This is a genomic window from Microbulbifer mixtoriginis (SeqCode) (assembly GCF_052467515.1).
Window position 1 is genome coordinate 1232652 of the sequence record NZ_CP174314.1, and the last position, 21658, is coordinate 1254309.

The 21658-nt window shown below is 52.2% G+C and carries 20 protein-coding genes; 15 read left to right on the forward strand and 5 right to left on the reverse strand.

Annotated features, from left to right (window positions below; all coding sequences use genetic code 11):
* Positions 1-53: 53 nt before the first annotated feature.
* The 7 genes from bamA to rnhB all read left to right on the forward strand — a co-directional run bounded on the left by bamA (position 54) and on the right by rnhB (position 7575).
* Positions 54-2606 (forward strand): outer membrane protein assembly factor BamA, encoded by a 2553-nt coding sequence (gene bamA, locus ACJJIT_RS05250; protein WP_444900203.1) that lies wholly within the window; start codon positions 54-56, stop codon positions 2604-2606.
* 70 nt (positions 2607-2676) lie between these two features.
* Positions 2677-3192 carry an OmpH family outer membrane protein gene (locus tag ACJJIT_RS05255; protein WP_252082654.1) on the forward strand — a complete coding sequence of 172 codons (516 nt, stop codon included), beginning with the start codon at positions 2677-2679 and terminating at the stop codon, positions 3190-3192.
* Between the two features lie 12 nt (positions 3193-3204).
* Positions 3205-4260 carry a UDP-3-O-(3-hydroxymyristoyl)glucosamine N-acyltransferase gene (gene lpxD / locus ACJJIT_RS05260; RefSeq protein ID WP_444900204.1) on the forward strand — a complete coding sequence of 352 codons (1056 nt, stop codon included), beginning with the start codon at positions 3205-3207 and terminating at the stop codon, positions 4258-4260.
* Positions 4261-4345: 85 nt separating this feature from the next.
* Entirely contained in the window at positions 4346-4783 is a 438-nt protein-coding gene (fabZ, locus tag ACJJIT_RS05265) for a 3-hydroxyacyl-ACP dehydratase FabZ (protein ID WP_444886822.1), read from the forward strand.
* A gap of 115 nt (positions 4784-4898) precedes the next feature.
* Positions 4899-5678 (forward strand): acyl-ACP--UDP-N-acetylglucosamine O-acyltransferase, encoded by a 780-nt coding sequence (lpxA, locus tag ACJJIT_RS05270; RefSeq protein WP_444884183.1) that lies wholly within the window; start codon positions 4899-4901, stop codon positions 5676-5678.
* A gap of 114 nt (positions 5679-5792) precedes the next feature.
* Positions 5793-6941: a lipid-A-disaccharide synthase gene (gene lpxB / locus ACJJIT_RS05275; protein WP_444900205.1), complete on the forward strand. Its 1149-nt coding sequence runs from the start codon at positions 5793-5795 to the stop codon at positions 6939-6941.
* A 16-nt stretch (positions 6942-6957) separates the two neighbouring features.
* Complete coding sequence (gene rnhB, locus ACJJIT_RS05280; RefSeq protein ID WP_444900206.1) at positions 6958-7575, forward strand: ribonuclease HII; 618 nt, start codon at positions 6958-6960, stop codon at positions 7573-7575.
* 23 nt (positions 7576-7598) lie between these two features.
* On the opposite strand, the gene ACJJIT_RS05285 is transcribed toward rnhB, so the two are convergent.
* Together ACJJIT_RS05285 and ACJJIT_RS05290 are read right to left on the reverse strand one after the other, a co-directional pair.
* Positions 7599-8873 (reverse strand): HlyC/CorC family transporter, encoded by a 1275-nt coding sequence (locus tag ACJJIT_RS05285; protein ID WP_444889743.1) that lies wholly within the window; start codon positions 8871-8873, stop codon positions 7599-7601.
* Positions 8874-9091: 218 nt separating this feature from the next.
* Positions 9092-9892, reverse strand: coding sequence for a cytochrome C assembly family protein (locus ACJJIT_RS05290; RefSeq protein WP_444889744.1), 801 nt, complete (start codon positions 9890-9892; stop codon positions 9092-9094).
* 205 nt (positions 9893-10097) lie between these two features.
* Here ACJJIT_RS05290 and ffh point away from each other — a divergent pair, with 205 nt between their 5' ends.
* The 6 genes from ffh (at position 10098) to ACJJIT_RS05320 (ending at position 14785) form a co-directional block, all read left to right on the forward strand.
* Complete coding sequence (ffh, locus tag ACJJIT_RS05295) at positions 10098-11516, forward strand: signal recognition particle protein (RefSeq protein WP_444900207.1); 1419 nt, start codon at positions 10098-10100, stop codon at positions 11514-11516.
* A gap of 155 nt (positions 11517-11671) precedes the next feature.
* Positions 11672-11911 (forward strand): 30S ribosomal protein S16, encoded by a 240-nt coding sequence (gene rpsP / locus ACJJIT_RS05300; RefSeq protein WP_226648429.1) that lies wholly within the window; start codon positions 11672-11674, stop codon positions 11909-11911.
* A 22-nt stretch (positions 11912-11933) separates the two neighbouring features.
* Entirely contained in the window at positions 11934-12473 is a 540-nt protein-coding gene (rimM, locus tag ACJJIT_RS05305) for a ribosome maturation factor RimM (protein WP_444886821.1), read from the forward strand.
* Positions 12474-12484: 11 nt separating this feature from the next.
* Entirely contained in the window at positions 12485-13249 is a 765-nt protein-coding gene (trmD, locus tag ACJJIT_RS05310; RefSeq protein ID WP_252082639.1) for a tRNA (guanosine(37)-N1)-methyltransferase TrmD, read from the forward strand.
* 76 nt (positions 13250-13325) lie between these two features.
* Positions 13326-13682, forward strand: a complete 357-nt coding sequence (gene rplS / locus ACJJIT_RS05315; protein WP_286037023.1) for a 50S ribosomal protein L19 — start codon at positions 13326-13328, stop codon at positions 13680-13682.
* A gap of 350 nt (positions 13683-14032) precedes the next feature.
* The gene (locus tag ACJJIT_RS05320) at positions 14033-14785 is read left to right on the forward strand and encodes a DsbC family protein (RefSeq protein WP_252082637.1); all 753 of its coding nucleotides are present in this window, start codon (positions 14033-14035) and stop codon (positions 14783-14785) included.
* Positions 14786-14830: 45 nt separating this feature from the next.
* Here the strand turns inward: ACJJIT_RS05320 and aspA are convergent, their stop codons facing one another.
* The 3 genes from aspA to ACJJIT_RS05335 form a co-directional block, all read right to left on the reverse strand.
* On the reverse strand, positions 14831-16297 hold the full coding sequence (gene aspA / locus ACJJIT_RS05325; protein ID WP_444900208.1) for an aspartate ammonia-lyase: 1467 nt from the start codon (positions 16295-16297) through the stop codon (positions 14831-14833).
* A 129-nt stretch (positions 16298-16426) separates the two neighbouring features.
* Positions 16427-17239, reverse strand: coding sequence for a helix-turn-helix domain-containing protein (locus tag ACJJIT_RS05330; protein WP_444900209.1), 813 nt, complete (start codon positions 17237-17239; stop codon positions 16427-16429).
* A gap of 161 nt (positions 17240-17400) precedes the next feature.
* The gene (locus tag ACJJIT_RS05335; RefSeq protein WP_444900210.1) at positions 17401-18411 is read right to left on the reverse strand and encodes an asparaginase; all 1011 of its coding nucleotides are present in this window, start codon (positions 18409-18411) and stop codon (positions 17401-17403) included.
* 384 nt (positions 18412-18795) lie between these two features.
* On the opposite strand from ACJJIT_RS05335, the gene ACJJIT_RS05340 reads away from it, so the two are divergent.
* On the forward strand, positions 18796-20118 hold the full coding sequence (locus ACJJIT_RS05340; protein ID WP_444900895.1) for a homoserine dehydrogenase: 1323 nt from the start codon (positions 18796-18798) through the stop codon (positions 20116-20118).
* Between the two features lie 92 nt (positions 20119-20210).
* The gene (gene thrC / locus ACJJIT_RS05345) at positions 20211-21623 is read left to right on the forward strand and encodes a threonine synthase (protein ID WP_444900211.1); all 1413 of its coding nucleotides are present in this window, start codon (positions 20211-20213) and stop codon (positions 21621-21623) included.
* The last annotated feature ends 35 nt before the right edge of the window (positions 21624-21658 follow it).

A 21658-nucleotide genomic window follows, 5' to 3' on the forward strand; every position in this document is an offset into this window, starting at 1 on the left:
GAATAAAGCGCTGTAACTCCTGGATTGCGAATAAAAACACTCGGAATTAGTAGATGAAAGATTTCCTCAAAGCGGCCTCCCTCGGCCTGATGTTGCCTTTAAGTGCAATAGCGCAGTCGTTCGTGGTCAATGATATCCGCGTGGAAGGATTGCAACGCGTCTCTGCCGGTACAGTCTTCTCTGCCCTTCCCGTGCGAGTGGGTGATGAAATTGAATCCGTGGAAATCCAGAGCGCTACCCGGGCACTGTTCCGCACCGGCTACTTTGAAGATATCCAAATCGGCCGTGAAAATGGTGTTCTGGTGGTCACTGTTCGCGAGCGTCCAGCAATTTCCAAGATTGAGATCAGCGGTAATAAGGCCATCGCCACCGAAGATTTGCTCAAGGGCATGAAGGATAACGGTTTATCCGAGGGGCAGATCTTTAAGCGTGCAACTCTGGAGGGGCTCGCCCAGGAGCTTGAGCGCCAATATGTGGCACAGGGGCGCTATGGTGCAAGTGTTAAGACCGAAGTGAAAGAATTGCCACGCAACCAGGTCGAGCTGCGGGTTATCGTCGACGAGGGCTCGGTTGCGGCTATCAAGCACATCAATGTTGTGGGTAACGAGGCATTTTCCGACGAAGAATTGGCAGAAATTTTCGAGCTGCAGACCACAGGTTGGTTGTCCTGGCTGCGCAGCGATGACAAATATTCCCGTGAGAAACTCACTGGTGACCTGGAGCGCCTAGAGTCCTACTATCTCGACCGCGGCTATCTGGATTTTCAAATAGAATCCACTCAGGTTTCCCTTAGCCCAGACAAGCAGAGTGTTTTTATCACAGTCAATGTGAGAGAGGGGAATGTTTACACCGTCAGTGAGGTGGATCTCGCCGGCGACCCGGTGGTTTCGGAAGAGGAAATCAAGCGCTTACTGTTGGTGCGTGAAGGGCAGACTTTCTCCCAGATTCGGATGACCACCACGTCTGACTATATTACCAAGCGTCTGGGCAATGAAGGTTATACCTTTGCCGAGGTGAATGGCATTCCCGAACCCAATAAAGAAGAGAATACGGTAAAAATTACCTTCTTTATCAACCCGGGTAAGCGCGCCTATGTGCGCCGAATCAATTTCCGTGGTAACACCCGTACTGCCGATGAGGTGTTGCGCCGTGAAATGCGTCAGATGGAATCTGCCTCAGCCTCCTCCGCGAGAATTGAGCAATCCAAGGTGCGCCTGGAACGCCTCGGTTACTTTAAAGAGGTGGAAGTAGAAACTGCAGAGGTGCCTGGTACTTCCGACCAGATCGATGTGGAATATACCGTAGAGGAGCAACCTTCAGGCTCTATTGGCGGCACTATCGGCTGGGCACAGAGTAGCGGCTTGGTACTCGGCGGTAATATCCAGGAAAATAACTGGCTGGGTACCGGCAAGCAGGTAGGTATAGGTTTAAACGTGTCTACCTACCAGACTGCACTGAACTTTTCCTATCTTGACCCTTACTTTACGCCTGACGGTGTGAGCCGCGGGTTTAACGTTTTTTATAGGGAAAATGACTACTCTGAGGTCAACCTGTCGGACTACAATACGACTAGTTATGGTGGTGGTGTTAGCTTCGGCTACCCGGTTTCAGAAATTTCCCGTGTGGGACTGAATGTTAATTTCAGTCATTTGGAGCTCTCAGCCTCGAGTGGTTCTGTACAGGAAATCCAATCCAGCCCATCTCTTTTGGATGACACCTCTCGTGAGGGGGTGACACTCACTAATGCTGAGACGATTGTTGCAGATCTCAATGATGGAGTGGCCAATGATCTTGCAATGATGATTGATCAGAATCAGTTTAATACTTCAGCGGATGGTTTTATCGATCGTTACGGTGATGCGTTTAATAACCTGGCTTTGACAGCTTCTTATGCCCGCTCCACTTTGAACCGCGGTATATTGGCGACTCGCGGGGCATCCCAGAATCTCTCCGCGGAATTTACCGTGCCCGGCAGTGATCTTGAATACTACAAATTTATTTATACTGGTCAGTATTTCCGCCCCCTAACGAAGAGTTTGACGCTACGTCTGCGTACGCGCCTGGGTTACGGGGATGGCTACGGCGATCTCGATCAACTGCCTTTCTTTGAAAATTTCTATGCCGGTGGTTTTGGCTCTGTGCGCGGTTTCAAGCGTAATACACTGGGCCCCCGTTCAACTCCGGCTGAGTTTTATACTCGTCTCCCCTGTGCGACTGATGGTGAGATCATCACGGAGTACTGTTATCAGACAGATGAAAATGGAAACCTGGATATCCGTCAGAATGGGGATGCCGACCCCTTTGGTGGCAATATCTTAGTAGAAGGTAGTGCGGAGGTTATTTTCCCGCTGCCGTTTATCAAAGATCAGCGCTCTCTGCAGTCTGCCTTCTTTGTTGATGCAGGTAACGTCTTTGATACCAGTTGTGATGAAACCCAGATCAACTGTTACGATGTGGACTTCGGTAAAATGAATGTTTCCGCGGGCATTGGCTTGACATGGGTTACCGGTTTTGGACCATTGACTTTCAGTTTGGCTAAAGCCTTGAAGGAAAACGAGGATGATGAGACGGAAGTGTTCCAGTTTACCCTGGGTAATAGCTTTTAACTTTATCGAATATAAATGGATTGAGTGCAGCTGCTGCGCATAAAAAATAAAACCAATTGGAGAGACTAAAGTGCTTAAGAATGTAAAGATTTTCGCAATCCTGCTGGCTGGTATAACCCTGTCTGGCGCCGCCATGGCGCAGACTAAGGTTGCGGTATTTAACCTGCAGGCTGCGATTATGAGCACCGATGTGGCCAAGACCAAGGTCAATTCATTGAAGACCAGTTCCGAGTACTCCAAGCTGCAAAGTAGTGCCGAGTCTATTCGTTCAGAATTGCAAAAAATGGCAGAAGATGCGCAGAAAAACAGCGTTACCTGGTCCGATGAGCAGAAAACAGAATATCAGCGTAAGATGAACTTCAAGCGTTCAGACTTTGAAACTACTGTTAAAAAACTGCGCGCAATGGAGGCTCAGGTAGGCCAGGAAATTCAAACTTCTCTGGGGCCCAAGGCTAAAACAGCGCTGGAAGCGATCATTAAAGAGCAAAACCTGGACTTAGTGTTGGATGCCTCTACCGCTTACTTTGCAAATCCTTCGGTCAATCTGACTGAGGCTGTCGTAAAGCGTATGAATGCTGATAAGTAATCGATAGTCTGTATGAGTGACAATTTGTCGTTAACCCAGCTTGCAAATGCTCTGGGTGCTGAGCTGCGTCTGGCCCCCGGGGTAGACGCAGAATATGTAATTTCTGGTCTTAGCACTTTGCAAGATGCTGGGCCCGAGCAGTTGACCTTCCTGGCAAACCCTAATTATCGCCGCTTCCTCAAGACCACGTCAGCGGGCGCTGTATTGGTGACTGCCGAGTTTGTTGAGGAGACACCTGTTAGCGCACTTTGTGTGGATAACCCTTACTTGGCTTTTGCCAGGGCGAGTGCTTTGTTCAATACGGCTCCAACGATTGAGGCGGGTATTCACCCGAGCGCTGTAGTTCATCCAGACGCAGAAGTGGCCTCTAGTGCCTCTATTGCAGCTGGTGCGGTGATAGAGGCGTTTGCGAAAATTGGACCTCGGGCATCGGTTGGCGCCAACTGCTTTGTGGGAGAGGGCAGTACCCTTGGAGAAGGGAGCTGCCTTTATGCGGGTGCAATACTGCATCACGGTTGTCAGGTCGGGCGCGATGTTATCATCCACAGTCACGCGGTTATTGGTGCAGACGGCTTTGGTTTTGCGCTGCATCAGCGTGAATGGATTAAGATTTATCAGCTGGGTGGCGTGCAGGTTGGCGATGAGGTTGAGATAGGCGCCAATACTTGTGTGGATCGTGGGGCACTTGGTGACACTGTGATTGGTTGTGGTGTCAAGATCGACAATTTGGTCCAAATCGCGCACAATGTGCAGATTGGTGACTACTCAGCCATTGCTGCATGCACAGGAATTGCGGGCAGCGCAGTAATCGGTAAGCACTGTGCTTTGGGTGGCAGCTCCCGTATTGCCGGGCATGTAACCATTGCCGATGGCTGCCAAGTTACCGCTAATACTTTTGTGACCAAATCCATCGACAAGCCGGGAATTTACTCCGGCGCTTTACCCTTTGCCGATAGTCAGTCCTGGCGTCGCAACGCGGTGCGCTTCGGGCAGTTGGATAAGGTGGCACGAAGGGTGAAAGATTTGGAGAAGCAACTTAAAGCCCTGTCCCCCGATCGGGATAAATAGCTCACAGCTGCTTTAAGAAAAACAATTTTGATTTGATGTTTTCGGGGCGTTTAACGCCCCGAAGTGGTTTCTGGGGGCATTTGGAATGATGGATGTAACTGAGATTCGCGAGTACCTGCCACATCGCTATCCGTTTTTATTGGTCGATCGTGTCGTTGAACTCGAGGAAGGGAAGTTTATTAAGGGGTATAAAAATATCTCTATTAATGAGGAGCTGTTTAACGGTCACTTTCCACAGATGCCGATTTTCCCCGGTGTTATGATCGTTGAGGCTATGGCCCAGGTTTCAGGAATTCTTGGCTTCAAAACATTTGGCAAGAAGCCCGAGGATGGCTACCTGTACCTGTTTGGCGGTGTCGACAAGGCGCGCTTTAAGCGTCAGGTGGTCCCTGGGGACAGGCTGGACCTGATGTCCGAAGCAGTTTCAGTGCGCCGTAATATCTGGAAGTTTTCCTGTAAAGCCAGTGTCGATGGTGAGCTTGCGGCCTCTGCAGATCTTCTGTGTGCGGTGAAGCAGGTTTAATGCGCTTATTCGTCACTTGACGTGGCTGCTAAGGTGCTTTTGATAACTCTTCCAGTTGTTGTTTATTTGAAGTTGTAGTGTCCGAAGTGTCGCTACCTGAGGAGTAGATTCCAGAATGCAGACAAATATCCACCCCACAGCTATTATCGATCCGACGGCGGTTATCGGTTCCGGGGTGAGTATCGGAGCCTATTCCATAGTTGGCGCCGATGTGGAACTCGGTGATGGCTGTGAAATTGCTTCACATGTTGTATTGAGTGGGCCCACTAAGCTCGGAAAAAATAACCGTATTTACCAGTTTGCCTCGATAGGTCAAGATACGCCGGACAAAAAATATCAAGGCGAGCAGACCACCCTGGTAATTGGCGATAACAATGTTATTCGTGAGGGCGTAACCATCCACCGGGGCACTGTGCAGGATCGTGGGGAAACCACTATCGGCAGTGATAACCTGATTATGGCCTATGCCCACATTGGTCATGACAGTGTTGTCGGTAATCACACCATTCTCGTTAATAATGTGGGGCTCGCCGGCCACGTAATAGTAAAAGATTGGGCAATCCTCAGCGGGTACAGTCTTGTACATCAGCATTGCACCATTGGTGAGCACGCTTTCCTAGGGATGGGCGCAGCGATCGGCAAAGATGTGCCGGCTTATGTCATGGTGGCTGGGAATCCGGCAGAGGCCAAGACTATTAATGCGGAGGGGTTGCGTCGTAGAGGTTTTTCCCGCGAGGATATCTCTCTAATCAACAAGGCATACAAAACGGTCTACCGGCGTGGCCTCACTCTGCAAGAGGCTGTCCAGGCCCTTACGGAACTGCGTGAACAGTCCCCTGTAATTCAGCCTTGGATTGATTCCCTGCAGACCTCCTCTCGCGGAATTGTCCGCTAAGCACAACCATTTGCGGGAAGTGCTGTTATTGTGCACTTCCTGATTTAGTCTTTTCATATCTTAATCGGTATCTATGAAAATTGAGCCATTTCCACTCTGGGGGAATTGTTAGGCGTGTCAGAAAATAATAAGCCGGTTCGTATTGGTATTGTTGTCGGTGAGGCCTCTGGAGATATCCTCGGTGCAGGTCTTATCGACTCCCTGCAAAAGCGCCTCCCGGGAATTCAGTTTGAAGGGATTGCCGGTCCGCGTATGCAGGCTTTGGGGGCGAAATCCCTTTTTCCAATGGAGCGCCTCTCGGTGATGGGATTGGTTGAGCCGCTAAAACGACTGCCAGAATTATTAAAAATTCGCCGCACTCTGCGCGAGCACTTCACTGAAAATCCGCCGGACCTTTTTATCGGTATCGACTCACCAGATTTTAACTTGCCTTTGGAGGAGTCCCTCAAGGCCGAAGGGGTTCGCACTGTGCATTATGTCAGCCCTTCAGTGTGGGCGTGGCGGCAGGGGCGAATAAAAAAGATTGCTCGTGCTATTGACCATATGCTCACCTTGCTGCCTTTTGAGGCTGCTTTTTATCGTGAAAACCATGTGCCGGTGACTTTTGTTGGGCATCCGTTAGCGGATGATATTCCTCTGCAGGTTAGCAATGTTGCAGAGCGCAAAGAGCTGGGTCTCACAGTTGATGACCGTGTTATTGCGCTGTTACCGGGTAGCCGAGGTGGGGAAGTGCGTTTGCTTGGGCCACTATTTTTGCAGACGGCTCGCTGGTGTTACCAGCGCCATCCCGATCTCAAATTTGTATTGCCGGCAGCAAATGAGCAGCGTTTAGCCGAATTGCGGGAGCAGCTAAAGGATTTTCCGGAACTGCCTGTCACGATATTGGAGGGAGATTCACACAAGGCGCTCAGTGTGTCGGATGCTGTGTTAATAGCTTCAGGAACGGCAACGTTAGAAACCATGCTACTGAAAAAGCCTATGGTGGTTGCCTATAAACTGGGCAAAATTACTTACGCTATCGTCTCCCGTATGCTGCACACGCCCTGGGTTTCTCTGCCCAACTTGCTGGCACAAAGGGAGCTGGTGCCGGAAATCCTGCAGAGTGATGCGACCCCGGAGAATCTCGGAGCGGCGTTGATGCGCTATTTTGAAGATCCACTACTGGGTGATCAGTTGCAGCGCGAATTTGACGATCTTCACCAGCAATTGCGTCGAAATGCCTCTGAGCGGGCAGCCGATGCTATCTGTGCTCTTTTGAAGTAATCGGGTTTTATAAACCATGAGTGTTAAAAAAGAATTACCGCCGTACATCTGTCCTTACAAAGGTGATCTTCTCGCTGGAGTCGATGAAGTTGGCCGCGGCCCATTGGCTGGAGATGTAGTGGCGGCTGCAGTAATTCTCGATCCAGCAGAGCCCATTTTGGGGCTGGCTGACTCCAAAAAACTTAGTGAGAAAAAACGAGAGTCGCTCTTTGAGGAAATTTGTGAGCGTGCGCTGAGTTTTTCTATTGCCCGTGCGACCGTCGAAGAAATTGATCAGATCAATATTCTGCAGGCGAGTTTATTGGCAATGCGCCGTGCAGTGGAGCAGTTGCCACTACAGCCTGAGTTTGTGTTAGTAGATGGTAATAAAAGACCGGACTGGTCTTATCCCTGCGATACTGTGATTAAGGGGGATGGTCGCGTTGCCGCCATTGCTGCGGCCTCAATTTTGGCCAAAGTGACCCGTGATCGAGAGATGGTGGAGTTGGATGCACACTATCCAGGTTATGGACTGGCCGGCCACAAAGGTTATCCAACTAAAGCTCATATGCAGGCCCTGGAAGAATTGGGCCCCAGCCCATTGCACCGGGTAAGTTTTGCCCCGGTAAGGAAGCTCTTAGAGGATATTGCTTAAGCTCAAGGTTGTAGAGCGCTTGACTAGCGCTCAATTTTTTTGATCCTGGCTCTGATAATCATTTTGTCGGAAACCTCTTCAATTTCCACTTGGTAATTATTGAGGATAAATAAACTGATATTACCATCTGGGATGCTTTCAAGGTGCTCCATAAGGAGACCGTTGAAGGTCTTTGGGCCGTCGGTGGTCAGGTCCCAATTTAGCGTGCGGTTGATATCTCGGATAGAGGTTCCACCCTCGATCATATACCAGCCGCCTTCCATGGCGACAATTTCCTCATCGTCGCTGGGAACTGGGCTCGCGGTGAAGTCGCCGACAATTTCCTCCAGTAGATCTTCTAGAGTTACTATCCCCATAACCTCCCCATATTCATCCACAACCAAGCCCATGCGGCGCTTGGTTTTCTGGAAGTTCATTAGCAGGGTGGGTAGTGGGGTGGCCTCGGGAACAAAGTAAGGTTCACCGGTAAAGGACTTGAGGCGTTCAGCTGTGAGCTTGTCTGGGCCGTCTCGCAGTATTTGTGCCGCGCGACGCAGGTGCAAAATACCCACTACCTGATTGATATCTCCCCGGTATACCGGCAGGCGGGTGTAAGTACTCTCTGCCAGTTGTTGGAGAATCTGATCGGCGCTGTTTTCCAGGTCGATTCCCAAGACCTCGTTGCGCGGGATCATAATGTCTTCCACTGTGGCCTGATCCAGGTCCAGCACATTGAGAAGCATGCCTTTGTGCTTGCTGGGAAGCAGGGCGCCAGATTCGAACACCACTGTTCTAAGTTCCTCGGGCGCTAGGTGTTCCGCCTCATTGCCAGCAGTTGCTTCAACGCCTACCAGGCGCGCAAGTCCATTGGATATGCTGCCGACGAGTAATACAAACGGTGTCAGAAGCCATTGTAGTGGGCGTAAAACTAGCGATGCAGGAAATGCCACTCTCTCCGGGTGAAGAGCGGCAATGGTTTTTGGGGTGACTTCCGCAAAAATAAGAATAACGATAGTGAGAGCGCCGGTAGCGTAGAAGAGGCCGGCATCGCCGTACAGTTGAGTAAAGACAGCACCGGCAATCACTGAGGCCAGGATATTGACCAGATTATTGCCAATCAGGATAACGCCGATCAGCTTGTCCGGCCGGGCAAGCAGTTCCATGGCCCGCTTGGCGCCGCGGTGGCCGCTCTTGGCCTGGTGGCGCAGGCGGTAGCGGTTCAGCGCCATCATGCTGGTTTCGGAGCTGGAAAAGAAAGCCGATATCACAATCAGCAGGGCAAGCAGGCTAAACAGCAGGCCCGGGGGCATCTCGTTCAAGGGAGAACTCTTTTTATTTCTGAGCGGAGATATTGAAACAGAACGGCCACCTCCGCAAGTTATCCGGTCACTTATAACCCAAAATAAACCTGGTAAAGGCTATAGGGGCGGTTGAGGAGATCAAGGGGTGTTCGGTCTCCTGCCTAAAATGGCACCTGCGAGTGAATGTCAGTGCCGTTTGCTTATAATCGACTTTAAACGGCTCCTCTTTAGTATTTTTAGCCGCGCTGAAGGATAACCTCAATAACCAACTTGCTACCAAAGTAGGCCAGCATTAGTGCGGCAAAGGCACACAGAGTCCAACGCACGGCAGTGTTACCGCGCCAACCCCACTGCCAATGCCCCCAAAGAAGAATACTGTAAAGCACCCAGGCGAGCAGGGAGAGCACTGTCTTGTGTAGGGGGCCCTGCTCAAAAAGGTTACCCACAAAGATAAATCCGGTAATCAGGGAGGCAGTTAACAGTAATTGGCCGAAAGCGATTAACCCAAAGAGTAATGACTCCATGCTTTGCAGGGGGGGGAGCAGGCGCATGGCACCCACTGGCCGATGGTTGTGCAGCTGCTGGTTCAGATAATAAAGGTATATGGCCTGTAGGGTTGCAAGAGTAAGTAGGGAGTAGGCGGAGATTGATAGCAGCGCGTGTATGGCAATCCCAGAAGATAACTGTTGGTGTGGCGCAACGCCTCCCCAGGTGTGGGACGCGGTCAGTTCGGTGAGTGCTCCTAACGGGGCAAAAATCAGTATCAACAGGGTTAGTGGTCGATTCACCGCTAGGATAAGCAGCAATAAGTTCACCACCCAGGTGATTAATGACAGCATTGCTAGCAGATCAAAGCGATAGCCTGCTGAGGAAAACAGTGTCTGCGCAAGGGATATTGCGTGGGTGGCCAGGGCTCCGGCGAGCAGGCCCAGGAGCAGTTTACGATTGGGCTGTTGGGCGCGGGCAAGGGCCCTGGCCGCGACAATGGTGGTAGCTATATATAGCGCGATGGCCGTCCAGTGGGCGAATGCCGCCATTGGTTAGATCCGTATCTTCTAAGCAGTGGAGGAGGAGTGTGTCACAGCACGCTTTAACAGGGAAGATCTGGTGATATTTCGGCTGTGACGGGACCTGAGCTATACTGCCGCGCCTCAGAGTGGGAGTTGGAGATACTCCCCAAAAAAATTTCGCGGCCCTCCGCACCGGGGTCCTGTCCGCAATCGGAGAAATCGAGACGAATTTATGTTCGATAACCTGAGTGACCGCTTATCGGCGGCCCTAAAAAAAGTCACCGGCAAGGCCCGCCTGACCGATGACAATATCCGCGATACCCTGCGTGAAGTGCGCAAAGCGCTGCTTGAGGCGGATGTCGCTCTGCCTGTCGTGAAGGCCTTTGTGCAGCAAGTGCGCACAGCCGCTGTTGGGCAGAAGGTTAGCAAGGCCCTGAACCCGGGGCAGCAGTTCGTCAAGATTGTTCAGGATGAGCTGGTTAAGGTGATGGGTGCTGCTGCAGAGCCGCTCAACCTTGCAGTTCAGCCCCCCGCTGTGATTTTGATGGCGGGCCTTCAGGGGGCCGGTAAAACCACCAGTGTTGCCAAGCTAGCCAAATACTTGCAGGAGCGGGAAAAGAAGAAAGTTATGGTGGTGAGTGCGGACGTGTATCGCCCCGCAGCCATCAAGCAGCTGGAAACTCTGGCAGGTGAAGTGGGCGCGCTGTTCCATGCTTCAACTCCTGATCAGAAGCCCCTGGATATTGCCAAGGGTGCAGTGGATGCGGCGCGCAAGCAATTTGCCGATGTACTGATTGTCGATACCGCGGGTCGTCTGCATGTTGACAGTCAGCTGATGGATGAAATCCGCGAGCTGCACAGTGAGTTGGATCCCGCAGAAACCCTGTTTGTTATCGACGCAATGATCGGTCAGGATGCGGTAAATACCGCCAGCGCCTTCAATGAGGCCCTGCCACTGACCGGGGTTATTCTGACTAAGGCAGATGGTGATGCACGCGGTGGTGCGGCACTCTCTGTGCGCCATGTTACTGGCAAGCCGATCAAGTTTATCGGTGTTGGTGAAAAAACCGACGCCCTGGAAACCTTCCACCCGGATCGTATCGCCTCCCGTATCCTGGGTATGGGCGACATTCTGTCTCTGATTGAAGAAGCAGAGCAGAAGATCGATAAAGAGAAAGCCGAAAAGCTGGTTAAGAAGGTCCAGAAGGGTAAAGGCTTTGACCTGGAAGACTTGCGCGATCAGTTGCAGCAAATGCAAAACATGGGTGGCTTTGGCTCCCTGTTGGAGAAAATGCCCGGCATGGGTGGTGTGGCGCAGGCCGCACAACAGGCCGACATGGGTAAAGAATTTAAGCGTATGGACGCCCTGATTTCCTCCATGACACCGGCCGAACGCCGCAATCCTGACCTTCTTAACGGTTCGCGCAAGCGCCGTATCGTCGCCGGCTCCGGCACCCAGCTACAAGACTTGAATCGCCTGCTCAAGCAGCACAAGCAGATGGGCAAGATGATGAAGAAGCTCAAAGGCGGCGGCATGGGCAAGATGATGCGCGGCCTCGGTGGAATGACCGGGGGTGGTGGTCTGCCCGGAGGTCTCGGTGGAATGGGCGGTATGTCCGGTGGCCTGCCCCCCGGATTCAAGAAAAAGTAAGGGTTTTCGGGGCTCTGAGGGCCCTAGGAATCGCTATACAAATCTCTGGCGGTACATTAGAATACGCCGCCTTTCAGCCGGGTGAGCTGCCGGCAGAGATGTTTGGGTGACAGCTTATTGCTGTCGCCAAGTGTTAAAAAATACAGGAAAGTTACATGGTAACCATTCGTTTGGCTCGTGGCGGTGCTAAAAAACGCCCGTTCTATCACCTGACCGTAACCGACAGCCGCAAGTCTCGCGACGGTCGATTCATTGAGCGTGTTGGCTTCTTCAACCCGGTTGCCCGTGGCCAGGAAGAGCGTCTGCGCATTGATCGTGAGCGTGTTGACTACTGGCTGGGTCACGGTGCTCAGGTTTCTGATCGCGTCAGCAAGCTGCTGAAAGAATCTGCTTAATTTGCGCGTAAGTGGTGCTCCTGTGACAGATAACGGAAAACCTTCCGAAGAGTTGGTCACGGTTGGGCGTGTTACTACCGTTTATGGTGTGCGCGGTTGGGTCAAGGTTCACTCCTATACCGAGCCGATGGACAACATCCTGCAGTTCCCTAATTGGCGCTTGCAGGGGCCGAAAGGTTGGGAAGCTCTCGAAATTGACGCTGGTAAGCGTCACGGTAAGGGCTTAATAGTACATGTGAAAGGCATTGATGACCGCGATTTGGCGGCTCGACTTTGCCAGCGCGATATAGCTGTAGCTCGTGAACTGATGCCTGAGCTTGAGCGGGGTGAGTATTACTGGCACCAGCTCGAGGGATTAAAGGTTGTCAGCCATTTCGATGGCGAAGATCACGACTTTGGTATTGTCGCTCGCATGATGGAAACTGGCGCCAACGATGTAATGGTGGTGCGCGGTGGAGCGGATAAGCGCGAGCGCTTGATTCCCTATCTGCCGGATCAGTTTATAACCAATATTGACCTGGAAGCCGGTGTAATAACCGTCGACTGGGACCCAGCTTTTTAAGGCGCTGAGCGATGACTAAAAAAATCGCTCTGGTAAGCATTTTTCCGGAGATGTTTGCTGCATTGACCGAGTATGGTGTCAGCGGTCGGGCCGTCAAAGATGGCCTGTTGGAAGTACGCTGCTGGAACCCTCGGGATTTCACCAGTGACAAGCATCGCACTGTGGATGATCGCCCTTATGGCGGTGGTCCCGGAATGGTGATGATGGCTGAACCCCTTTATCAGTCCCTGCAGGCCGCGCGCGCCTGGGCTGGGGAAGAGGGCGAAGCTGTGCGCACTATCTACCTGTCTCCGCAGGGACAGCAACTGGATCAGCGCGGGGTCGAAAACCTCTCTGGCGCTGGCAATCTGGTTTTGCTGGCTGGGCGTTACGAAGGGGTAGATGAGCGTATCGTCGAATCAATGATCGACGAGGAGTGGTCCATTGGTGACTATGTCCTAAGTGGTGGTGAACTGGCTGCTATGGTGTTGGTGGACACCATTACACGCCTGATTCCCGGCGCGCTAGGGCACGACCAGTCGGCGGTTGAGGATTCATTCTCCTCGGGTCTGCTCGACTGTCCCCACTATACCCGGCCCGAACAGTACCGGGGTGTGGCGGTACCGGAAGTGTTGCTCTCGGGCAATCACGAAAGAATACGCCGCTGGCGCCTGAAGCAGGCACTGGCGCGCACACAGCAGCGTCGACCCGACCTTTTGGATGGGCTGGAGCTGAACAAGGAGCAGAAGCAACTGTTGGAAGAAATTCAACAGGAGCGGAAATCCGATAAAACTTGATGCCGGATTCGCCGGGAGGCGGGAGTAGTTCGGTGAACTAGCTGAGAAGCTACATAAACTCTTTATTTGGGAGCAAATCCAAATGACTAACAAAATTATCCAGCAGCTGGAGCAGGAACAGCTGAAGAGCGAAGTACCTCCCTTCGCGCCGGGCGACACTGTAATCGTTCAAGTGAAAGTAAAAGAAGGTAACCGCGAGCGTCTGCAGGCGTTCGAAGGTGTGGTAATCGGCAAGCGCAACCGCGGCCTGAACTCCTCCTTTACCGTGCGTAAAATCTCCCACGGTGTTGGTGTTGAGCGTACTTTCCAGACTCACAGCCCGCTGGTTGACAGCATCAAGGTTAAGCGTCGTGGTGACGTACGCCAGGCTAAACTCTACTACCTGCGCAGCCTGACTGGTAAAGCCGCACGTATTAAAGAGAAGCTTAACTAAGCACCTCTCATACAGCTCGCAGAAAAGCCGGGGTTATTCTCCGGCTTTTTTGTATCCGTAGTCTTCCCTTTATGGCCAGTCATGTGCCAAGCCCGAAAGGCTGAATCGCTCATGGAAGTGCATTTGAACTTCTGGCCTCACGCTTCTCCCCTTGTCCCCGACAGTTACGCTATCTACCCCTGTATCCTTTAGATCAGCGCACAACTTGGGAGTTTGTACGTAGTGTCCAGTGCCTGAATATGTTAAAACGCGCCATGTGGATCTGAAATGGCATATAGCTGCCATACTGGCTGGAACTGAAGGCCGACGTTTGAGTCGAACCTCATTGAGAATTTAAGGAGCAATCGGTAATGATGCTTATCAAGAAGCCGCTGGCGCTCGCTGGAGTGCTGCTCGGTCTGCTTGGCCCAGCGGCCCTTGCAGAGGTCGACGCAAACGTTGCGAAGACAATCAAAGCCCGCCTTGAGGCAAGTAACCCCAAGCCTACCTATGGTGAAGTGCGTGAGACCCCAATTGAAGGGCTCTACGAAGTAGAGCTTGACGGTGGCAGCAGTACTCTGTTCGTCTCAGCCGATGGCAACCATTTTATTCTGGGGGACCTGTTCCAGGCTAAGACTGGCGGAGGCTTTGCGAACCTCTCTGAAGGGCGCCGAGCAACTCGCCGGGCCAAGGTGATGGAAACCCAAAGCATCGACGATATGATCGTCTTCTCGCCCAAAGGCGAGACCAAAGCGCGTATCTATGTTTTCACCGATGTCGACTGTGGCTATTGCCGTAAGTTGCACCAGGATGTTCCTGAGCTGAACAAGCGCGGGATCGAAGTAAGATATTTGGCATTCCCGCGCGGCGGCCTGCAATCTCTGGGTTATCGCAAGCTCGCTACTGCCTGGTGTGCCGATGACACCAATAAAACGCTCACCGCATTGAAGAACCGCGAAAACGTGCCTTTGCAGGTCTGCAATAACAACCCGGTTGCCGCCCAATATAAATTGGGTAACGAGGTGATCGATGTACGCGGCACGCCCACTATTGTGATGGAGGATGGCAGGGTTGTGCCCGGTTATCTGCCTCCAGCCACTCTAATCAAAGAGCTGGGTATTTAACATCAGCGGAAGAAAGCGGCCTCTCTAAAGCGGCCGCTTTTTTATCTAAGCCGGGCTCTTCAATGCTACTTTACGTGGCTGAGTCATATTCTCTGGAGCGAGAATATCATTTAACTCCTCCTCACTTAGTAACCCCTCATCCAAAATCAACTGCTTGACGCTCGCGCCCGTCATCAATGCTTGCTGGGCAATACGAGTGGCATTTTCGTAGCCGATAAACGGATTTACCGCGGTGATCAGGCCGATACTGTTTTCTACCAACTGCTGGCAATGCTCTTCATTCGCGCTGATGCCATTGACACAGCGTTGAGCCAAGGTATGCATAGCTTGGGTCATTAGGCGCATAGACTGTAGCAAGTTGAAGGCGATAACTGGTTCCATGACATTTAACTGCAGCTGGCCCGATTCCGCTGCCAAGGTGATTGTCAGGTCGTTACCGATTACTTGGTAGGCCACCTGGTTGACCACCTCGGGAATTACTGGATTTACCTTGCCAGGCATAATGGAGGAGCCAGGCTGCATCGGTGGCAGATTGATTTCGTTGAGGCCTGCGCGAGGGCCGCTGGAGAGAAGGCGTAGGTCGCTGCAGATCTTTGAAATTTTTACTGCGATACGTTTCATTACCCCGGAAAACATGACGAAGGCACCCATATCAGAGGTGGCCTCTACCAGATTTTCCGCACAGACAAAATCGATGCTGGAAATTTCAGACAGTGCCGATACAACCAGTTGACGATATTGCGGGTCGGTATTAATGCCTGTGCCGATTGCGGTGCCGCCCATATTGATTTCTTTAAACAGGGCTACCAGCTCTTTAACCCGAGCGACATCTTCACGAATGGTTGCAGCAAAAGCGGCAAACTCCTGCCCCAGGGTCATGGGTACTGCATCCTGTAGCTGGGTGCGGCCCATTTTAATAACCTGTGCAAATTCCTTGGCTTTGCCATCAAATTCGATACACAGCTCCTCCATAGACTGCACCAGGTCATTGTAGCTGAGCAGGACTGCTAGGTTGATGGAGGAGGGGTAAACATCGTTGGTGGATTGCGATAGGTTTACATGGTTGTTGGGGTGAGCGTTTTTGTATTCGCCCTTATTGTGGCCGAGCAATTCCAGCGCGCGATTGGCAATTACTTCATTCGCGTTCATATTGGTGGAGGTGCCGGCACCGCCTTGAATCATGTCCACCAGGAATTGATCGTGCAGCTTGCCTTCAATAATTTCATCGCAGGCTTTGGCAATTGCCGCTTCCAGGTTCTTTTCTAAGTAGCCGAGTTCGCAGTTGGCATGAGCCGCAGCCTTCTTCACCATGGCCAGCGCTTTGACCAAGTTAGGGAAGTGGTTGAGGGTGATACCAGTAATTTGGAAGTTTTCCAGGGCGCGCAGGGTCTGAATGCCAAAATAGACATCGGCCGGTACTTCGCGCTCTCCGAGCAAATCTTTTTCGGTGCGGTATTCATTACTGGTAGTGAATACCGGCATGGGTTTTAGGGTGTGGAAATCGTTTGTCATGGTACTTCTGCTTTCTCTTCATCTGCATAAGGGCAAGTGCACCAATAACCAGAATTAACCTGGGTTACGGGGTGCCCGTGGTTGTTATCATTTGGGCCTCTTGGTTGGGCCTTTAATAGAAATTCATGCTTAAAGTGGAGTGGCAAAAAAACTCTGTGGACCTTCAGTGTTTGAGGCTCGGATATTTTCGCGAATACTGCGATTGATTTCATCGGAATCCGGGCCAAATACCCCACACAGTTTTAGTGCGTTTTTGATGCTGATATTACGTCCGAGAGATTCCAGCAATACTTTTGTACATACGGGTTCGCGCCGGTCACTGGCAGAGGCACCCAGCTTGAGGCCGGATAGATAACTCACTCGGCTTTTATAGGTGGGATAGAGGATTGTCTGGGCGATTTCGTTGCGTGTCAGCGCTTCATAGCCAATCAAAAATATACGCTCCGAGAGAAAAAGCAGCATGCCTTTGTAGCGGGATTTGTACCACTCCTCCCTATCTGGATAGCGCATGCGCTCGAAGCGCTGGAAATAATATCCTTCCCCATCGGACTCGACATGCAGCAGGCTGCGAATAATATGATCTGGAAAAGTCATCGAGTAGTGATATTCAAAGTAAAAGCCCAGGTATTTATCTGCGCGCCCTTGTGACTCCCGCATTAGCAAGTCAATATCCATAGAGTAGGGGCGGGAGGGTTCGATAGTCGTAGCGGTGCGGCGTACCCGAACAATTTGCTCAAACTGTTCGGCGGGCATCAGAATTTCATGGGGTTCAACACCAAAGAAGTGGCAGATTTTACTGAGAGTGTACTGTGAGGGCTGAGTATTACCACTGAGGTATTTATTAAATTGTGCTCGGTTCACACCCATGCGCCGACACACCTCGGCGATGGAGCGATAGAAACTGCACAACAAGCGTAAGTTTTGTGAAAAATTATTGCTCATCAAGGAGTATCTACTTCTGGTCTAAATGCCCAGTATTTTCCTCTAAACTAATACCTGGCCACATTTGGTCGCCCGATAAAAAGCCGTCGGGATTTATATCTACAACGATAGGCTGGCAGAATTTCTTCTGCGCATTGCTCAATAAACCCCGTTTGATTTTGTTAGGGGGTGCATTCCCCGCATAAGGGGGTTTCCATTAAGTCTTTAACTTCACAGTTGGTATAGTTCATGGCTAGCAGATGATTCAATTTGGCATAGCAGGCTTCGCTGGTCATATCCAGGCCACCGATCACACCGGCGCGCAGTAGTGCGGAGCCGGCAGCGTACTTGCCGAGATCCACATGGTTTTCCAGGCATTGTGATACCGCCACACAAATAATTCCCAGCTCTGTAGCTCTGGTAAGCTGCTCGGTAAATGCCTGATTGTCGGTGGGGGCATTGCCGGTACCGTAGGTTTCAATCACTATACCGCGTGGGCGTGCTTCAATAACTTTACTGAGAAACAGCGGAGTAATTCCGGGGAATAGTTTCACTAATACAACGCTGCCATCGGCGTTATTGGGGATTTCAAACTGCGGTGTGTCTCCGTGCATCAATAAAGCATTAGGATCGATATGCACCTGGATACCCACTTCGCCGAGGCTCGGATAATTGGGACTGGAGAAGGCATCCAGTGAGCCGGAGCTAACTTTTACCGCACGGTTGCCGCGCAACAGCTTGCCGTTAAAGTAGAGGCAGACCTCACCGATACTATCTGAACCGCTCAACAGCAAGGCGGCGATTAAATTGTTATAGGCGTCGCTGCGCATTTCCCGCAAGGGGATCTGAGAGCCGGTTACCACTACCGGTTTGGCCAGTCCCTGCAGGGCGAAGGACAGCGCAGAGGCGGTATAAGCCATAGTATCGGTGCCGTGCAGCACAACAAAGCCTGTGTAGTGGCTATTATAGTTGTCGCGTATCAGGGCGGCGATGCGGTACCAGTCCTGGGGTTGCATATTGGCGCTGTCGAGGAGCGGGTCGAGGGCCTGGAAATCATAGCTCGGCAGTTGGCCGATCACATCCTGTAGCAGGCGCTGCAGGGCACCTTCAAGATCGGCGTCCGGCACATAGCCGGATTCACTGCGGCGCATTCCCAGGGTTCCGCCAGTATAAAGAATAAGGGTTTTTTTCATCACTCGACCGCTATCTGAGTCCGTTTTTCAGTGCGCCCATTTTTTGGAAAAGGCGCGGTGGATGCAATTTCGCAGGTTGCTGGTACCTGATGCTAGTAGATGCACTTATAGCATCTACTGAGGATGGTTCCTATTTCAAGGAGTTCTTTTGGGTGACAAAAGTTTCGTTTACCCCATCGTTGAGGGTGGAGTCTGGCTGGCGCAATTTTATTGACTTTTTTGCTTCCAGCTCGGTAAGGTTATCGATATTTTGTTAATTTTATTTGTTTTTATTGCGTCTTCTCCTGGTGTGGCATTTTAGGTTGGGGTGCATTGCCGGGGGCCTACGCGCGGAGGGAATTTGTGAGCGCAACAATTGAAGACGTCGCAGAGGCGGCGGATCAGATGCCTGCGGTAGAGCCGCAGCGTGCAGTGCGTATTGGTGTTTGCGGTTTGGGCACGGTGGGCAGCGGAACAATCAATGTCCTGGCGCGCAATGGAAACGAAGTGGCCGCGCGTTGTGGCCGTTCGGTAGTGATTGAGCAGGTCGGGGCCCGCCGCGACAACCCCGATTGCGATACCAGCGAGCTGGATGTTACCCGCGATATCTTCGATGTCGCCAACAACCCCAATGTTGATATTTTGGTGGAGCTGATTGGCGGCACCACGGTAGCGCGCGAGCTGGTCCTGGTGGCAATTGAAAACGGCAAGCATGTGGTAACCGCCAACAAGGCTCTGATCGCCGAGCACGGTAATGAGCTGTTTGAACTGGCCGTACAAAAGGGGGTCACCATTGCCTATGAAGCGGCCGTGGCCGGTGGCATCCCTATTATTAAATCTCTGCGCGAAGGTTTAGTGGGCAACCGTATCGAGTGGCTCGCCGGTATTATTAATGGCACAGGAAATTATATCCTCACTGAAATGCGCGAGAAGGGGCGTAGCTTTGATGAGGCTCTGGTTCAGGCGCAGGCTTTGGGATATGCAGAAGCAGACCCGACCTTCGATGTAGAAGGCATCGATGCTGCGCACAAGCTGGTAATTATGGCTTCCCTGGCTTTCACTATCCCGCTTGCCTTCGACAAGGTTTATACCGAGGGTATCAGCCGCATTTGTCCGGAGGATATCCGCTATGCCGATGAACTCGGCTATCGCATTAAACATCTGGGCATCGCGCGCCGCACAGAGCAGGGGGTGGAACTGAGGGTACATCCAACCTTGATTCCCCAGCGTCGCCTGATCGCCAATGTAAATGGTGTGATGAATGCGGTGCTGGTCAACGGCGATGCGGTGGGGCCAACGCTGTATTACGGCGCAGGCGCCGGTGCCGAAGCTACAGCCTCGGCAGTGATTGCCGATATTGTCGATGTGGCGCGCACCCTGGATGCCAAGCCGGATCAGCGGGTACCGGCTGCCGGGGTGGCCTTGGCAGAGCAGGGCGATACCCTGGTGTTGCCAGAGGAAGACGTGGTCACCAGCTATTACCTGCGTATTTCCGCTCATGATAAGCCGGGTGTTATGTCCAAGGTGGCAACTATTTGTAGCGATCAGGGCATCAGCATTGAGGCCCTAATTCAGCACGAGCCGGTCGATGGGGAAGAGTTGGTCCCAGTGGTGATTCTCACCAGCCGTGCCAGGGAGGCCTGCCTGCGCGAAGCGGTTGCGCAAATTGAGGCCCTGGATACGGTTGAAGGGGAAGTGGTGCGTATTCGCGTGGAGAGCCTCGGTTAACCCCTTTCCCACTATTGCTAGATGGCGCCTTTCTCTATGTACAGGCGCCAGTTTTCTTTATTGCCCACGAGATCCAAGAGCGAAACAACACCGTGAAATTTGTCAGCACCCGCGGCCGCGCGCCGTCTCTCTCTTTTGCCGATACTGTCCTCACCGGGCTCGCCAGCGATGGCGGTCTCTATGTGCCCGAGTCACTGCCGCACTTTTCCAGCAAGGATATTGCGGCTATGGCAGGTATGGATTACCAGCGGTTGGCTTTTGAAATTATCCGGCCGTTTGTGGGAGAGGATCTCAGTGAGCGGGAGCTGCGCAATATTATCGAGCGCTCCTATGGTTTGGGGCAGGGTCAGTTTCGTCACAGGGCGGTAGCGCCTTTGGTACAGACCGATACCAATGAGTGGATTCTTGAGCTTTTCCACGGCCCGACTTTGGCCTTTAAAGATTTTGCCCTGCAGTTTCTCGGTCAGTTGTTCGACCACCTGCTGAAAAAGCGTGGTGAGCGCGTGGTGGTGATGGGGGCGACTTCCGGGGATACCGGTTCGGCGGCGATTGAAGGCTGCCGCCACTGCGACAATATCGATATTTTTATTTTGCACCCCCACAATCGGGTCTCAGAAGTACAGCGCCGGCAGATGACCACAGTGCTGTCAGACAATGTGTTCAATATCGCCATGGAAGGTAATTTCGACGATTGCCAGAATATGGTGAAGGCCAGCTTCGCCAACCAGTCTTTTTTACCCGATGGGCGCCGTTTAGTGGCGGTGAACTCCATTAATTGGGCGCGCATTATGGCGCAGATTGTCTACTACTTTTACGCGGCCTTGCGCCTGGGCGCACCAGATAAGACAGTAAATTTCTCCGTGCCCACCGGCAACTTCGGCGATATTTTTGCCGGTTACCTGGCGAAGCAGATGGGTTTGCCAATCGACCAGTTGGTGATCGCTACCAATGCCAACGATATCCTGCACCGCTGCATCAGCGATAACGATCACACGCCCAAACCGCTGATACACAGCCTGTCGCCCAGCATGGATATCATGGTGTCGAGCAATTTTGAGCGCCTGCTGTTTGATCTCTACGGCCGCGATGGTGCCGCAGTGGCGGAGTTGCTGGCAGATCGCAGTGTACCTATGCACTTGAGCGAATCGGCCCTGGCGCAGGCCCAAAAGACATTTTCCAGCTATAGGGTCGACGATGCGCGTACTATTGAGGTGATTCGTGAGCAGTACCTGGCGACCGGCTATTTGCTCGATCCCCATACCGCTATTGGTGTCGAGGCCGCAAGAAGGGTGCGCCGCTCCGCCGAGCAGCCAATGGTTTGCTTATCCACCGCACACCCGGCAAAATTCCCCGATGCTGTGGCGCAGGCACTGCCACAAACCGAAATTCCCCTGCCGGCCCATATGCAGGACCTCTGGCAACGCGAAGAGCGATTCAAGGTGCTGCCCAACGACTTGTCCCAGGTGCACGATTATATGGCGACCATGCTGTCCGAAGGGCACTAGCTGGCGCAGCGAGGGACTTGGCGGCCGGATTAAAA

Excerpts from the sequence above, each read along its gene's own strand:
- ACJJIT_RS05340 (WP_444900895.1), top strand. The coding sequence starts at position 18,796 with ATGCCTGCGGTAGAGCCGCAGCGTGCAGTGCGTATTGGTGTTTGCGGT.
- fabZ (WP_444886822.1), top strand. The coding sequence starts at position 4,346 with ATGATGGATGTAACTGAGATTCGCGAGTACCTGCCACATCGCTATCCG.
- trmD (WP_252082639.1), top strand. The coding sequence starts at position 12,485 with ATGACTAAAAAAATCGCTCTGGTAAGCATTTTTCCGGAGATGTTTGCT.
- lpxA (WP_444884183.1), top strand. The coding sequence starts at position 4,899 with ATGCAGACAAATATCCACCCCACAGCTATTATCGATCCGACGGCGGTT.
- aspA (WP_444900208.1), bottom strand. The coding sequence starts at position 16,297 with ATGACAAACGATTTCCACACCCTAAAACCCATGCCGGTATTCACTACC.
- rnhB (WP_444900206.1), top strand. The coding sequence starts at position 6,958 with ATGAGTGTTAAAAAAGAATTACCGCCGTACATCTGTCCTTACAAAGGT.
- lpxD (WP_444900204.1), top strand. The coding sequence starts at position 3,205 with ATGAGTGACAATTTGTCGTTAACCCAGCTTGCAAATGCTCTGGGTGCT.
- ffh (WP_444900207.1), top strand. The coding sequence starts at position 10,098 with ATGTTCGATAACCTGAGTGACCGCTTATCGGCGGCCCTAAAAAAAGTC.
- ACJJIT_RS05335 (WP_444900210.1), bottom strand. The coding sequence starts at position 18,411 with ATGAAAAAAACCCTTATTCTTTATACTGGCGGAACCCTGGGAATGCGC.
- rpsP (WP_226648429.1), top strand. The coding sequence starts at position 11,672 with ATGGTAACCATTCGTTTGGCTCGTGGCGGTGCTAAAAAACGCCCGTTC.
- ACJJIT_RS05290 (WP_444889744.1), bottom strand. The coding sequence starts at position 9,892 with ATGGCGGCATTCGCCCACTGGACGGCCATCGCGCTATATATAGCTACC.
- bamA (WP_444900203.1), top strand. The coding sequence starts at position 54 with ATGAAAGATTTCCTCAAAGCGGCCTCCCTCGGCCTGATGTTGCCTTTA.
- ACJJIT_RS05330 (WP_444900209.1), bottom strand. The coding sequence starts at position 17,239 with ATGAGCAATAATTTTTCACAAAACTTACGCTTGTTGTGCAGTTTCTAT.
- ACJJIT_RS05320 (WP_252082637.1), top strand. The coding sequence starts at position 14,033 with ATGATGCTTATCAAGAAGCCGCTGGCGCTCGCTGGAGTGCTGCTCGGT.